Annotated in this window: 11 protein-coding genes; 6 read left to right on the top strand and 5 right to left on the bottom strand. The window is 71.6% G+C overall.

Annotated features, from left to right (window positions below):
• The first annotated feature begins 666 nt into the window (after positions 1-666).
• Complete coding sequence (locus SAVERM_RS19055) at positions 667-1,248, top strand: TetR/AcrR family transcriptional regulator (protein WP_037645128.1); 582 nt, start codon at positions 667-669, stop codon at positions 1,246-1,248.
• Between the two features lie 52 nt (positions 1,249-1,300).
• Here the strand turns inward: SAVERM_RS19055 and SAVERM_RS19050 are convergent, their stop codons facing one another.
• Positions 1,301-2,293: a helix-turn-helix transcriptional regulator gene (locus tag SAVERM_RS19050; protein ID WP_010985123.1), complete on the bottom strand. Its 993-nt coding sequence runs from the start codon at positions 2,291-2,293 to the stop codon at positions 1,301-1,303.
• 62 nt (positions 2,294-2,355) lie between these two features.
• On the opposite strand from SAVERM_RS19050, the gene SAVERM_RS19045 reads away from it, so the two are divergent.
• The 5 genes from SAVERM_RS19045 (at position 2,356) to SAVERM_RS19025 (ending at position 8,674) form a co-directional block, all read left to right on the top strand.
• Positions 2,356-3,870 carry an MFS transporter gene (locus SAVERM_RS19045; protein WP_010985122.1) on the top strand — a complete coding sequence of 505 codons (1,515 nt, stop codon included), beginning with the start codon at positions 2,356-2,358 and terminating at the stop codon, positions 3,868-3,870.
• Between the two features lie 323 nt (positions 3,871-4,193).
• On the top strand, positions 4,194-4,955 hold the full coding sequence (locus SAVERM_RS19040) for a DeoR/GlpR family DNA-binding transcription regulator (RefSeq protein WP_010985121.1): 762 nt from the start codon (positions 4,194-4,196) through the stop codon (positions 4,953-4,955).
• Positions 4,952-5,905 (top strand): 1-phosphofructokinase, encoded by a 954-nt coding sequence (gene pfkB, locus SAVERM_RS19035; protein WP_010985120.1) that lies wholly within the window; start codon positions 4,952-4,954, stop codon positions 5,903-5,905. Before SAVERM_RS19040 ends, pfkB begins: the two co-directional genes overlap by 4 nt.
• A 169-nt stretch (positions 5,906-6,074) precedes the next feature.
• Positions 6,075-8,189 (top strand): PTS fructose transporter subunit IIABC, encoded by a 2,115-nt coding sequence (locus SAVERM_RS19030; RefSeq protein ID WP_010985119.1) that lies wholly within the window; start codon positions 6,075-6,077, stop codon positions 8,187-8,189.
• A 194-nt stretch (positions 8,190-8,383) separates the two neighbouring features.
• On the top strand, positions 8,384-8,674 hold the full coding sequence (locus SAVERM_RS19025) for a hypothetical protein (RefSeq protein WP_010985118.1): 291 nt from the start codon (positions 8,384-8,386) through the stop codon (positions 8,672-8,674).
• A 120-nt stretch (positions 8,675-8,794) separates the two neighbouring features.
• Here SAVERM_RS19025 and SAVERM_RS19020 read toward each other — a convergent pair whose 3' ends face one another.
• The 4 genes from SAVERM_RS19020 to SAVERM_RS19005 form a co-directional block, all read right to left on the bottom strand.
• Complete coding sequence (locus tag SAVERM_RS19020; protein ID WP_010985117.1) at positions 8,795-9,544, bottom strand: DUF6227 family protein; 750 nt, start codon at positions 9,542-9,544, stop codon at positions 8,795-8,797.
• A 180-nt stretch (positions 9,545-9,724) separates the two neighbouring features.
• Complete coding sequence (locus tag SAVERM_RS19015; RefSeq protein WP_010985116.1) at positions 9,725-10,951, bottom strand: L,D-transpeptidase; 1,227 nt, start codon at positions 10,949-10,951, stop codon at positions 9,725-9,727.
• Between the two features lie 236 nt (positions 10,952-11,187).
• A complete protein-coding gene (locus SAVERM_RS19010; RefSeq protein WP_010985115.1) occupies positions 11,188-12,216 on the bottom strand; it encodes a P1 family peptidase in 1,029 nt (342 codons plus the stop codon).
• Positions 12,217-12,247: 31 nt separating this feature from the next.
• Positions 12,248-13,492 (bottom strand): low temperature requirement protein A, encoded by a 1,245-nt coding sequence (locus tag SAVERM_RS19005; RefSeq protein ID WP_037644785.1) that lies wholly within the window; start codon positions 13,490-13,492, stop codon positions 12,248-12,250.
• Positions 13,493-13,558 lie beyond the last annotated feature (66 nt).

The raw sequence follows: 13,558 nt of genomic DNA, 5'->3' as shown, positions 1-13,558 counted from the left end.
TCGTTCGCGGAGGGACGCGGGCCGCGTGTGCCCGGCCGGTGGGCCGGGGGCGGCGACGGCTTGGAAGCGCGGCCCTGCGGCGGCGACGGCTTGGAAGCGCGGCCGGCGGCAGGCTCCCGGCGGCCGACGCCCGCACGACAAGAGGAGCCGAGCCCCGATGGCTTGGAAGTGCGGCCCCACCCGCCGCACACCCCCCGTGCGGCTCGGGTGTCACAGCTTCGGCCGCGCCGCACAGACATGGCGTGTTACGTCGCTTCAACCGGCTGGACCCGGGGCACAAGACCTCCGGGCCCAGGAAATTCGGGGGCCGGGCCGCGAGCCCGCAGCCCCCACCAGAACCACAGTCCCGACGCACTCCCCCCGGCGCCGGGACTCTTCCCGAGCCGAGCTTCGGCGCCACCCCCCCCGGCGCCGAAGCTCGACTCTCCCGAGCCGAGCTTCGGTGCCTCCCCCCCTGGCACCGGAGCTCGGCTCCTTTTGCGGGCACACGCCGACGGGTCGCCCCGAACCTGAACCCCGGGGCGACCCGGATGGCAGATTGTGCCACAGCGGCATAACCTGCCGTCCGTGACCGGTACCAACCGTGCGACCGGCCCTTCCGCCGGCCGCACGTCGAAAGCTTCCGCAGGCGCGTCCCTGATCGAGCGGCGCAAGGCGGCGACCCGGATGGAGATCGCCCGGGCCGCCGCGGGACTCTTCATGGCGGACGGGCTGCGTGCCACCCGCGCCGAGGACATCGCCCGCGCCGCCGGGGTCGCGCCCCGCACCTTCTACCGTTATTTCGCCACCAAGGAGGAGTCGCTCGCCCCCCTCTTCTCGGCGGGCGCCCACAAGTGGGCGGAGGCGGTGCGCGAAGCCCCCGCCGCACTCTCCGTCCCGGACGCCCTGCACCACGCCGTGGTCCGCACCCTGACCCCCGGCGTCGGCGTGTCCCACACCTCCCTGGAGTGGGTCCGCTCCCTCCTGCGCCTCACCGGCACCAACCCGGCGCTCGCGAAGGTGTGGGCGGAGATCTGCCAGGCCGCGGACGGGGAACTGGCGGAGGTGCTGGCGGCCCGGCCCGGGGTGGTGGCCGCCCCGGACTCCCCGGCCGTCCGCTTCGCCGCCGCCGTGGCCGGCGCCGCCGTCCGGGTGGCGGTGGAGAGCTGGGCGGCGGACGACGCACCGGCCGTCGGTCCCCAGGGGCCCGCGGATCTCGCCGTACGCAACCTCGAGACCCTGCGGAACTTCCCGTGGGACGAACTCTGAGCCACCCGGCGCCCGCCCGCACCCGCAGTCAGCGGCTGAGTGACCGGCTGTGTCACCGGCTGTCCGTCGCCCACCCGTCGTCCGCGCCCACCGCCCGGGTCAGTCGTCCCCCCAACTCCCTTACGCACCCCACCAGTTCCGGCGGCTCTTGCACCGTGAACTCACAGTCGACCATGGCGATCCGCACCGCCAGCCACTCCACGGAGTCGCCGGCGGAAGCGCGCAGCCGGCAGCTGTGCTCGTCGATCGGCTCGGGCGCGCCGAGCCAGTTGGGCAGGCGGGCCGCGACGAACTCCGCGGGCGCGGCGAACGTCACCTCGAACTCGTACGTCTCCTGCCGCCGGAACATCGACTGCCGCAGAAACTCCGCCGCGTTCCCCGTAGGCAGCTCCCGCGGCGTGAACCGCGCGCCGGTCGCGAACGGCTCACTGACCCGGTCGACCCGGAACGTACGCCAGTCCTCGCGGTCCAGGTCGTATGCGACGAGGTACCAGCGACGCCCGGTCGAGACCAGCCGGTACGGCTCGGTCTGGCGGCGGGACGGCGTTCCGTCCCCGGAGCGGTAGGCGAACCGCAGACGTTCTCGGCCGGCGATCGACGAAGCCATCACGGTCAGCGTCTCGGGTGCGATGCTCGCGCCGTCGCCGCTGGTGAGCGGGGTGGTGGCGGCCTGGAGCGTGGACACGCGGTGCCGCAGCCGCGACGGCAGCACCTGCTCCAGCTTGGCGAGGGCCCGTACGGACGCCTCGTCCACGCCCTCGACCGCGTGCCCCGCCCCGGCCCGCAGCCCCACCGCGATCGCCACGGCCTCCTCGTCGTCGAGGACGAGCGGCGGCATGGCCTTGCCCGCCACCAGCCGGTATCCGCCGTCGGACCCCTTGGTCGCCTGCACCGGATAGCCCAGCTCCCGCAGCCGGTCGATGTCACGCCGGACGGTACGCCGGGACACCCCGAGCCGGTCGGAGAGCTCACCGCCCGGCCACTCGCGGGGCGTCTGGAGGAGGGAGAGGAGCTGGAGCAGCCTGGCCGGGGTGTCCGTCGTCATGTTTCCCAGAGTGCCGCACATCTAGGACATGATCTGACCTAATGGTGTCCTACCTTCGGAGCATGACCTCCACCGAGACCCCTCTCAACAGCCCGGCCGCCGCGGCCGACCGGCGCCGCTGGTTCGCGCTCGCGATCGTGATGACAGCGGCCTTCATGGACCTGGTCGACGTCACGATCGTCAACATCGCGATCCCGTCGATCCAGCGGGACGCAGGCGCCTCGTGGGGCCAGATCCAGTGGATCACGGCGGGATACGCGCTGGCCTTCGCCGCCGGGCTCATCACCGGCGGGCGGCTCGGCGACATTCACGGCCGCAAGCGGCTCTTCCTCATCGGCATAGGCGGCTTCACGCTCGCCTCGGCGCTGTGCGGCTTCGCCGCGAACCCGGAGATGCTCGTCGCCTCGCGCATCCTCCAGGGCGGAATGGCCGCGATGATGGTGCCGCAGGTGCTGTCGATCGTGCACGCGACCTTCCCGGCACACGAGCGGGGCAAGGTCTTCGGTCTCTTCGGCGCGATCGTGGGGCTCGGCGCCGTCTCCGGTCCACTGCTCGGCGCGCTGCTCACCGAGTGGAACCTCTTCGGCCTTGAATGGCGGCCGATCTTCCTCATCAACCTGCCGGTGGGCGTGGCCGGACTGATCCTGGGCCGTCGGTTCATCACCGAGTCCAAGGCCCCGCGCGCCCTCAAGCTCGACCTCGTCGGCGTCGCCCTCGTCACGCTCGGCCTGCTGATGCTGCTCTACCCGCTGACCCGCGGCCGTGAGCTGGGCTGGCCGCTGTGGGGGCATGTGTCGATGGCGGGCGCGCTGGTCGTCTTCGCGGCGCTGGTGGCGTACGAGAGGCGGAAGACGGCGCGGGACGGGTCGCCGCTGGTCGAGCTGTCGCTGTTCAAGGTGAAGAGCTTCGCGGCGGGCATCGCCGTACAGACCGTCTTCGGTATCGCCCTCGGCATCTTCTTCCTGGTCTGGACGCTCTACATGCAGATGGGGCTGGGGTGGAGCGCGCTGCGGGCGGGCCTGACCGGGGTGCCCTTCTCGATCGCGGTGTCCGCGGCGGCGGGCATGTCGGTGCAGCTGCTGGTCCCGCGCTTCGGGCGCAAGGTGCTGCAGGCGGGCGCGCTGCTCATGGCCCTCGGCGTGCTGCTCTACATCTGGGAGTCCGACCGTTACGGGATGGCCATCGCCTCCTGGCAGATGGCTCTTCCGCTGGTGGTCATGGGCGCGGGCATGGGCTTCATCGTGGCCCCGCTGACGGACGCGGTGCTGTCGGAGGTCCCGCGCGAGCACTCCGGCTCGGCCTCGGGCCTGATCAACACGGTCCAGCAGATGGGCAACGCGCTGGGGCTCGGTCTGGTCTCGGTGGTCTTCTTCGGCGAGATCGGCGACCGTCTTACCCGGGCCCAGGTGGGGCCGGCCTTCGCACACGCCTTCCAGCACGCGCTCGGGTGGGTGGCGGTGGTGCTGGCGGTCATCTTCCTGCTGATGTTCGCGCTGCCGAAGCGGCCGGCGCAGCACGTGGAGGGGGCCGGGGCCGCGGACACCCTGGGGGAGAAGGAGCCGGTGCTCGTCCCCTGACCCAGGGTTCTCATCCCTGATTTCGGGGTCTCACCACCACCGCGGAAGCGGGTCGCGCCTGAGCGCGGCCCGCTTCTCCTTCTTCCCAGACCTCTTTCCTGCTTCGATCTCCAGCGTTCGATCTCCAGCGTTCGATCTCCAGCGTTCGACCTCTTGTCTTCGAGCCTCTTGTCTTCGAGCCCCGTGCCATGGGTCTCTCGCCTTCACACAGTCAGACGCCCGTTTGTGCCCACATCGCGCCCGAACCTGTTTACTTTCCGGAAATCCGCGCGTAGCCTCCGATTGAAACCACAGGTTCGGGCATGAAGCGGAGGCGAACGGACATGTACGCACCGGAGCGGCAGCAGGAGATTCTCCGGCTCGCCCGTGACGGCGGGCGGGTGGATGTCGTATCCCTGGCGGAGGAGTTCCAGGTCACCGCGGAGACCATCCGCCGCGATCTGAAGACCCTCGACCGCGCCGGCCTCCTCCGTCGCGTGCATGGCGGTGCCATACCGGCCGGGCGCCTCGACTTCGAGCCCGACCTCGCCGAGCGCGAGAGCACGGCCGCCGACGAGAAGGACCGCATCGCCGAAGCCGCCCTCGCCGAGCTGCCGGCCGACGGCACGATGATCCTCGACGCCGGATCGACCGTCGCCCGCCTGGCCGGGGCGCTGCCCCTGGACGCGACGCTCACCGTCGTCACCCACAGCCTGCCCATCGCCGCCCGCCTCGCGGACCACCCCGGCATCCAGCTCCACCTGGTCGGCGGGCGCGTCCGGCACCGTACGCGGGCCGCCGTGGACGCCTGGGCCCTGCGCGCGTACAGCGAGATCCGCGCCGACGTCCTGTTCGTCGCGGCCAACGGCTTCTCCGCCGAGCACGGACTGACCACCCCCGACCTCGCCGAGGCCGCCGTCAAGCGCGCGGCCGTCCGTGCCGCACGCCGCGTGGTGCTGCTCGCCGACTCCTCCAAGCACGGCCAGGAGCACTTCGCCCGCTTCGGCGACCTCGGTGATGTGGACCTGCTGATCACCGACAGCGGGTTGAGCCCCGAAGACGCCACCGCCATGGAGCGCGGCGGCACGGAAGTAGTGCGCGCATGATCCTCACCGTCACCCCGAACCCCTCCCTCGACCGTACGTACGAGGTCCCGTCGCTCGACCGCGGCGAGGTCATCCGGGCCACCGGCGAACGCATGGACCCGGGCGGCAAGGGTGTGAACGTGTCCCGGGCCGTCGCCGCGGCCGGACAGCGGACCGTCGCCGTGCTCCCGCTCGGCGGCGCGCCCGGCGCCTTCGTCGCCGCACTGCTCGACGCCCAGGGCATCGACGTGGCGCCGGTCCCGGTCGCCGGAGCCACCCGCTCCAACATCTCCGTCGCCGAACCCGACGGCACACTCACGAAGATCAACGCCCCCGGGCCGGAACTCACGCCCGCCGAGGCCGAGTTGCTCCTGGAGACGGTCCGTGAGCAGTACCGGGCCGGCGACACCACCTGGATCACCTGCTGCGGCAGCCTCCCGCGCGGCCTCGCCCCCTCCTGGTACGCCGACCTGGTCGCCCGGGCCCACGCGGCCGGCGCCCGGATCGCGCTGGACACCTCAGGACCCGCCCTGCTGGAAGCCCTCCGCGAGCGGCCCGACGTCGTCAAGCCCAACGCGGAAGAACTCGCCGAGGCGGTCGGCCGCCCCCTCGCCACCGTCGGCGACGCCGTCAAGGCCGCCGAAGAACTGCGCGGTCTCGGCGCCGGCGCCGTACTGGCCAGCCTCGGCGCGGACGGGCAACTGCTCGTCGACGCCTCGGGCACCTGGTTCGGCAGCGCACGCGTCGACGCCGTACGCAGCGACGTGGGCGCCGGCGACTCCTCCCTCGCCGGCTTCCTCATCGCCGGCGGCAGCGGAGCCGACGCCCTCGCCTCCGCCGTCGCCCATGGCGCCGCCGCCGTACAGCTGCCCGGCAGCGTGATGCCGAAGCCGGCCGACCTCGACCCCTCCGCCGTGACCGTCACGGCAGAGGTGCCCGTGGACCGCGTACTGACGGAGCCGGTGTCATGAGCGCCCCGGCCCTGAAGCGGCGGGGATTCCCCAGCCCCGCCCGCAACCGCACCACCCCCCTCGGCGCATGTGACACTCCCCGGATTTCCGTCACATACGAACGCAACACCCCCGTCCCCACCTGTGCCCACCAGTCCCCCCGGGCCATACGCGTGCGAAGGAGCCCGCGATGAGCGAGATGATCACCGCGGACCTGGTCGACCTCGACCTGTCCGCCCAGACCAAAGAGGCGGCGGCACGTGCCCTCGCCGAGCGGATGGTGGCGAAGGGCCGGGTGACCGACCTGGACGGCTTCCTCGCCGACGTCGCCGCCCGCGAGGCGCAGATGCCGACCGGCCTCGACGGCGGCATCGGCATCCCGCACTGCCGCAGCGAACACGTCACCGAGCCCACGCTGGCCTTCGGACGCAGCGCGGCCGGGATCGACTTCGGCGCGCCGGACGGCCCCGCCGACCTGATCTTCCTGATCGCCGCCCCGGCAGGCGCGGACGACGCCCACCTCACCATCCTCTCCTCCCTCGCCCGGCAGCTGATGAACGCCGAGTTCACCTCCGCACTGCGGGCCGTGGACGACGCGGCCGCCGCCGCCGCACTCATCCGCGGCGACGAGACCCCGGCCGCCGGCACCTCCGAGAACTCCGTGGCGGAGCCGATTGCGGCGGCCTCCGCCGGCACCGCCACGGAGGGCACGGCCCCGGTGCCGGGCGCGACCGTCGACGACGGTTCCGCCCCGGCGCCGGGCGCCGCCGCCACCGACGGCGCACCGAGCGACAACGACGCGCGTCCCTTCCGTGTCGTCGCCGTCACCTCCTGCCCCACCGGCATCGCGCACACCTACATGGCGGCCGAGTCGCTGGAGAACGCGGGCCGCGAGGCGGGCATCGACATCGTCGTCGAGACACAGGGCTCGGCCGGCTTCACCCGCCTCGACCCGGCCGTCATCGCGGCGGCGGACGGCGTGATCTTCGCGCACGACGTACCCGTACGGGACAAGGACCGGTTCGCCGGAAAGCCCACCGTCGACGTCGGAGTGAAGGCCGGAATCAACCGTCCCGCCGCACTCCTCACCGAGGTCCGCGGCAAGGCCGAGCGCGGCGAGGTGACCTCCGGGTCGGCCGCCGCCACACCGGTCGAGCGCGGCGGCGAGTCGGGCGAGGGCTACGGCACCAAGCTGCGCAAGTGGCTGATGAGCGGCGTGAGCTACATGGTTCCGTTCGTCGCGGCCGGCGGTCTGCTGATCGCCCTCGGCTTCGCGATCGGCGGCTACAAGATCAACAAGGCGCCGTCGGTCATGGACCACTTCCTGTGGACCCAGGCGGACAGCTGGGGCGCGCTGTTCTTCCAGATCGGCGTCGTGTCCTTCGGCTTCCTCGTCCCGGTCCTGGCCGGCTACATCGCGTACGGCATGGCGGACCGGCCGGGTCTCGTGCCCGGCTTCGTCGGCGGCGCGATCTCCCTCACCATCAACGCGGGCTTCCTCGGCGGCCTGGCCGCCGGTCTCATCGCCGGTGGTGTGGTGATCGGGATCCAGAAGGTCAAGATCCCCGCGGCCCTGCGCGGCGTCATGCCGGTGGTGGTGATCCCGCTGATCTCCGCGGCGATCGTCGGATTCCTGATGTTCGTCGTGATCGGCAAACCCATCGCCTCGGCCCAGAAGGGCATGACCGACTGGCTGAACGGCCTCACCGGCACCAACGCCGTCCTGCTCGGCGCGCTGCTCGGCCTGATGATGTGCTTCGACCTCGGCGGCCCGGTCAACAAGGTCGCGTACACCTTCGCCACCGCCGGTATCGCGGTCGCCGGCCCCAGCGACTCGGCGATGAAGATCATGGCCGCGGTGATGGCGGCCGGCATGGTTCCGCCGCTGGCCATGGCCCTGGCAACGACCGTACGCGGCAAGCTCTTCACCCAGACCGAGCGCGAGAACGGCAAGGCCGCCTGGGTCCTCGGCGCCTCCTTCATCACCGAAGGCGCGATCCCGTTCGCGGCGGCGGACCCGCTGCGCGTCATCCCCTCGGCCATGGCGGGCGGTGCGGTCACCGGCGCCCTGTCCATGACGTTCGGCGCCACGCTGCGCGCCCCGCACGGCGGCATCTTCGTGGTCCCGCTGATCGGCAACCCGCTGCTGTACCTGGTCGCCATCGCGGCAGGTGTCTGCGTCTCCACCGCCCTGGTGGTCGCCCTGAAGGGCATGCGCAAGCAGAGCCCCGACGACGTCACCAAGGAGGCCGCACAGGCGCCGATACCGGCCAAGACCGACTCCAAGCAGCCGGTCGCGGCCTGAGCGACATCCGCTGAGCACAGTCGGCCGCAGCCCCGCCGAGAACGGGAGCTGCGGCCGACTGTTTTGCCCCTGTTGGCAGGGATATGCGATCGGCCGATTGCCCCCCTTGCGGCCGCGGTGAACCCTTCGCCGGACCTGCGAGATAGGTCACGGTCCGGGGCTGAAGCGGCGGGCCGTGGTGTCTACTGGAACTCATGCCCGAGCACGCGTCGATCCTCCAACTGACCGGTGTGACCGTCCTCGCCCTGGCCATGGGCGTCTGGATCGCCGGCCTGATACGCCTGTTGCGTGCCCCACGCGCCCCCCGTGCCCCACGCGGCGGGCACGGAGTACGGCACCGCGGCGCCCACCGCCGCCGCGACGTGCTGCGGGCACTGCCCCGCCAGCGCCAGGCGGGCCCCGCGCTGGAATCCGTCGACCTGACCCCGGCCGAACGCGACGCCTTCGCCGGTCTGGTACGCCAGTTCAGCGACGGCCGCTCTTAGGGCGCGTCGGTCGCGCAGGTCTCGTAGACAAAGGCCCCGTAGGCAAAGGCGCTGTCGGCAAAGGCGCTGTCGGCAAAGGCGCTGTCGGTAAAGAAGCCCACCGGCGTCGGCTTCGCGGCCTCAGCCCAGCGTCGCCGCCCGCCGCTCCATCGCCTCGCGTGCCGCCTCCTCCGACGCGTACACCTCGCACATGTGCCGCCCGTCCGGCGTCGCCGTGTGCTCGACCTCCCACAGGGACAGCTCACGTCCGTCACGGAGCAGGAACGCGTGCTCGTAGAGCGAGAAGCACAGCCTCATCTGGCCGGCCCGGCACGGGCGCCCGAAGGCCTGGGTGATCTGGTGCGCGAACGCCGAGCCGAGCAGCAGCGAGGCGAGGTCCGCGTCCGGCGGATCCGGGTTCTCCGCACGGCGCAGCAGCCGACGCGCGTGGTCCGCGGAGTTCTCGGGCAGGTAGGCGTGGCGCGGCTCGGGGATCGGCGACAACTGCACCAGCACCGGCAGTTCGAAGTCCGGGGCGTCCGGCGGCAGCGGCAGCCGGGCCGTGGCCGCCAGCAACTCCTCCTCGTCCACGTACACCTCGTGCTGCGGATGGCTGCCGGGCGCCGTGTTGTGCACCAGCTCCCACAGCGTGACCGCCGAGCCGTCGGCGAGCAGCCAGGTGTGCCGGTACGTCTCCCGGTGCAGCCCCGCGCTGTGGTGCGCGGAGTGCAGCGAACTGTCGTGCGCCAGCGCGCAGTCGAGCCGCCATATCGTCTCGTCGGGCAGCTCGAACGAGTTCAGCGCACGGCCGAGGAGTCGCGCGAGATGCTCCTCCGGAGACTCGGGCGACTCGGGTGGTTCGTACGCTGCTGTCTCGTACGGAACGCTCAAGGCTTCTCCCGGCGTTGCTGCATGTCACCTTGTGGGTGCATACCGTAGCCCCTCGGTCGGACATCGTGCCCACGAACCGAGAAAACGTGTGGACGGAAAACGGGCGGGCCATGCGGCAAGTTCCCGCACGGCCCGCCCGAACGTCCGCCCCGCCCCGAAGCGGCCCTCAATAAGCCCTGGTCAGACGGCACTTCCGGCGGTCCACGCGCTCCACGACATATTCCAGCCGTTCAGACCGTTGTCCGGCGCGACCGTCTTGTCGGGGGAGTTCTTCACCGTCACGACGTCCCCGACGAGCGAGTTGTCGTAGAACCACTTCGCGACCGTGTCGCCCTGCGCCCCCTGCACATCGGCGAGACCGACACAGCCGTGGCTGGTGCCCTGCCTGCCGAAGGGCGGGTTGCCGCGGTTGTACCAGTAGTTGCCGTGGATGAAGGTTCCGGAGCTCGTCAGACGCATCGCGTGCGGCACGTCCGGGATGTCGTACTCGCCGCCGTAACCGACCGTCGAGCCGTTCATCCGCGTCTGCGCGAACCTCTCGGAGATCACCATCTGCCCGTTGTACGTGGTGTGCTGCGGGCTGCCCGCCGAGATCGGGACCGACTTGACGGTCTTGCCGTCCCGCACCACTGTCATGGTCTGCGTACTGACATCGACCGTCGACACCTGGGAACGCCCGACGGTGAAGGTGACCGTCTTCTTCTGCACCCCGAAGACGCCGTTCGCGCCCTCGACCCCGTCCAGGTCGATCTTCATCGTGACCTTGGAACCGGCCTTCCAGTACGCCTCGGGCCGGAAGTCGAGCCGCTGCGCCCCGAACCAGTGCCCGACCACCCGCTGCCCGCTGCTCGAACTGACGGTGATGTGCGACTGCACGGCCTTCTTGTCGCCGATCACCTTGTCGAAGTTGAAGGAGACCGGCATCCCGACACCGACCGTGCTCCCGTTGTCGGGTGTGTACGTGCCGATGAAACTGTTGGCCGAATTGACCGTGGTGAAGATCGAGTTGGCGGCCGCGGTGCGGTTGCTCGCGTCCTTGGCGGTGGCGGAGATCTGGTACTTCACCCCGCGGTCCAACTGCTTGGCGGGCTTCCAGCTCTTCCCGTCCGCGGATATCGCCCCCGACACGGCCGTACCGGCGCCCGCCACCGTCATCTTCACATCGGTCAGCTTCCCGTCACTGACCTTCACACCGGTCGCGTTGATCGACGCGCCCGTCGAGCCGTCCTTCGCCGAAATGGTGATCTTCGCGGTGGACGTGTTGCCCGAGCCGCTGCCGCTCTTGCCGTCCCCCTTACCGACGTTGGCGTCGGCGCTGCCACCGCAGGCGGTGAGACTGAGAGCGCCGACCACGAGGGCGGCACAGGCCACCACTGCGCGCCGTGCTGCGATGTTCGGCGTTGCCACGGGCTTCTCCAGATGGTCGTGAGGGGCGGGACGGGCGTGCCGCGTGCTCCGCGCGGTACGCCGAGAAAGAGCGAACGCCGCGAGGAAGGGTTCCCACCGCTTCCGGTGAACGCCATCGCGTGACAGAACCGGGACAATCGCCCACCCCCTCGGAGGTCCTCCCCCGGGGGCCCCTCCCCCCTCCCCCCGCCGCTCCCTCCGGGCCCCCTCCCCTCCCCGCCCCCACCGCCCGACCACTACCGGCTCCCGTACAGCTCCCCGTACGAAGGCCACGTCCCGCCCGGACCGTCCGCCGACTCGGCCGCCCGTACTGCTCGGACGATCGCCCGCGTCACCACGTCCGCGCCCGCCGCCAGCACCTCGTTGAGCGCCAGGGGGCTGTCGGAGGGCAGCGGGTGGGCGCCGGTCGCCAGCGTGAACACCGTGTCGCCGTCGCTGAGCAGATGCACCGGCCGCACGGCCCGCGCGATCCCGTCGTGTGCCGTGCCCGCGAGCTTCTGCGCCTGCGCCTTGGTGAGCTCGGCGTCGGTGGCCACCACCGCGAGGGTGGTGTTCAGCGGAGGCGGCGCGTTCTTCGCGGCCGTCTCGGCCAGCCGCCGCCGGGCGGCCTCGTGGACCCCGTCCGCCGGATACACGACACGTCCCTGGAACAACTCCCCGTACAGCACCCCCGTTTCCGGATCCACCGTCGAACCCGCCGCGTTGGCCACCACCAGCGCGGCCACCGTGATTCCCGAGCCGAGCACCGTGCTCGCCGTGCCTACCCCGCCCTTGACCTGCCCGACCACCGCTCCCGTACCGGCGCCCACGCATCCCTCCGGCACGGGGGCGCCCGGCTCGCTCGCGGCGGCGGCCTCCACCGCGGCCCGCCCGGTGGCCGCGTCCGGCCGCGCCCGGAAGTCTCCGCCACGGCCCAGGTCGAACACACAGGCCGCCGGCACGACCGGCACGACATGCGCCGGGTCCGGGCCGACGCGCACTCCGCGCCGCTGCTCCTCCAGCCAGGCCATCACGCCCGACGCCGAGTCCAGCCCGTATGCGCTGCCGCCGGTCAGTACGACCGCCTCGACCCGCTGCACCAGATTGCGCGGGTCCAGCGCATCGGTCTCCTTGGTGCCGGGTCCGCCACCGCGTACGTCCACGGCCGCGACGGCGCCGCCCTCGGGGGCGAGTACGACCGTGGTCCCGGTGAGCCAACCGCCGCCGGTCCGCGTGGCGTGCCCCACGCGCAGGCCCGCGACATCTGTCAGAGCGTCAACTGTCATGGGGCCAGTCTTCCTGCGCCCCCGGCCTTCGTTATGCCGTTGTCGCCGCTCTGCCCTTCTGCCGCGCGGCCATGCGTACCGTCAGCATCACCCCGCTCGCCACCGCCCCCGCGGACACGATCCCCGCGCCGAGGACCGCCCACTCGCCCAGGAACGTGCACACGATCACCAGCAGCGCGGCCGTCGGCAGCACGAGTTGCTGGGCGATACCCACCTTGAAGTAACGGGAGTGCAGCACCCATACGGTGAGGAGGTAGAGCGCCGTCGGCAGGGTCACCGCGGCGGACGCGGTCAGTGTCGAGACGTGCGCCTTGCCGACCGCCTCCTCGACGGCGACCTCCAGTCCCGCGCCGATCGCCGCCGCCGAGCCGAAGATCAGGTAGTGCCCGTATCCCCACAGGAAGCTCTCCCTGTTGGACCGCAGATGGCCGTGGATCGGTACCACGAAGTAGATCCACCACGCGGCGAAGACGATCAACAGCCCGCCGATCGCGATGGGCAGCAGCTCGCCCAGCGCGTTGTGCTCGTCCACGGCCGACTTCACGGCGACCGTGGCCGCGGCGATCGTCTCGCCCAGCACGATGATCGTGAACAGGCCGAAGCGCTCGGCGATGTGATGCGGGTGCCAGGACGTCGTGAAGTCCTTCTCCGCGTACACCGGAACGCTCAGCTCGAGCAGCGCCATCACCAGGAAGACCCACGGGCGCGCGTGCTCCGGCAGGACCAGCAGGCCCAGCCAGCCGACCTGGCACAGGAACACGCCGCCCGCGTACCGCAGTGCCATGGTTCTCTCGGCTCCCCGGCCGGCCCGCGCCGCGCGCAGCCACTGCGCGATCATGGCGAACCGCATGATCGCGTAGCCGAGCCAGACGACCAGGAAGTCGTGCTCCTCGAACGCCTTCGACACCCCTGCCGCGAGTACCAGGACCCCGGCGATCTGCACCAGGGTGACGATCCGGTAGAGCGCGTCGTCGTTGTCGTAGGCGGAGGCGAACCAGCTGAAGTTCATCCACGCCCACCAGATGGCGAAGAAGATCATCGCGTAGTTGAGGATGCCCTGGCCCGAGTGCCCCGCGGCGACGGCGTGGACGAGCTGGACGCCCGCCTGGGCGATCGCCACGACGAAACACAGGTCGAAGAACAGCTCCAGCGGTGATGCGACGCGGTGGGCCTCGCCGCGTCCGCGGGCGGTCATGGGGCGCAGCGGGCTGAGCGGGGTCGGTCGGGCCGGGGGAGTGGGTTCCGCGGCCGACGGGGGAGGAGGGGACGAGGTCATGGGGCCAAGCACAGCAGAAGGACGCCGGGAAGTCGGCGTGTGCCCCGCCGATCGCCGGGCGCTCCG

It is taken from the genome of Streptomyces avermitilis MA-4680 = NBRC 14893 (genome assembly GCF_000009765.2).
Lineage (GTDB): Bacteria > Actinomycetota > Actinomycetes > Streptomycetales > Streptomycetaceae > Streptomyces > Streptomyces avermitilis.
The sequence above is the reverse complement of the archived record's forward strand: the minus strand, read 5'-3'. Positions and strand labels throughout refer to the sequence as shown.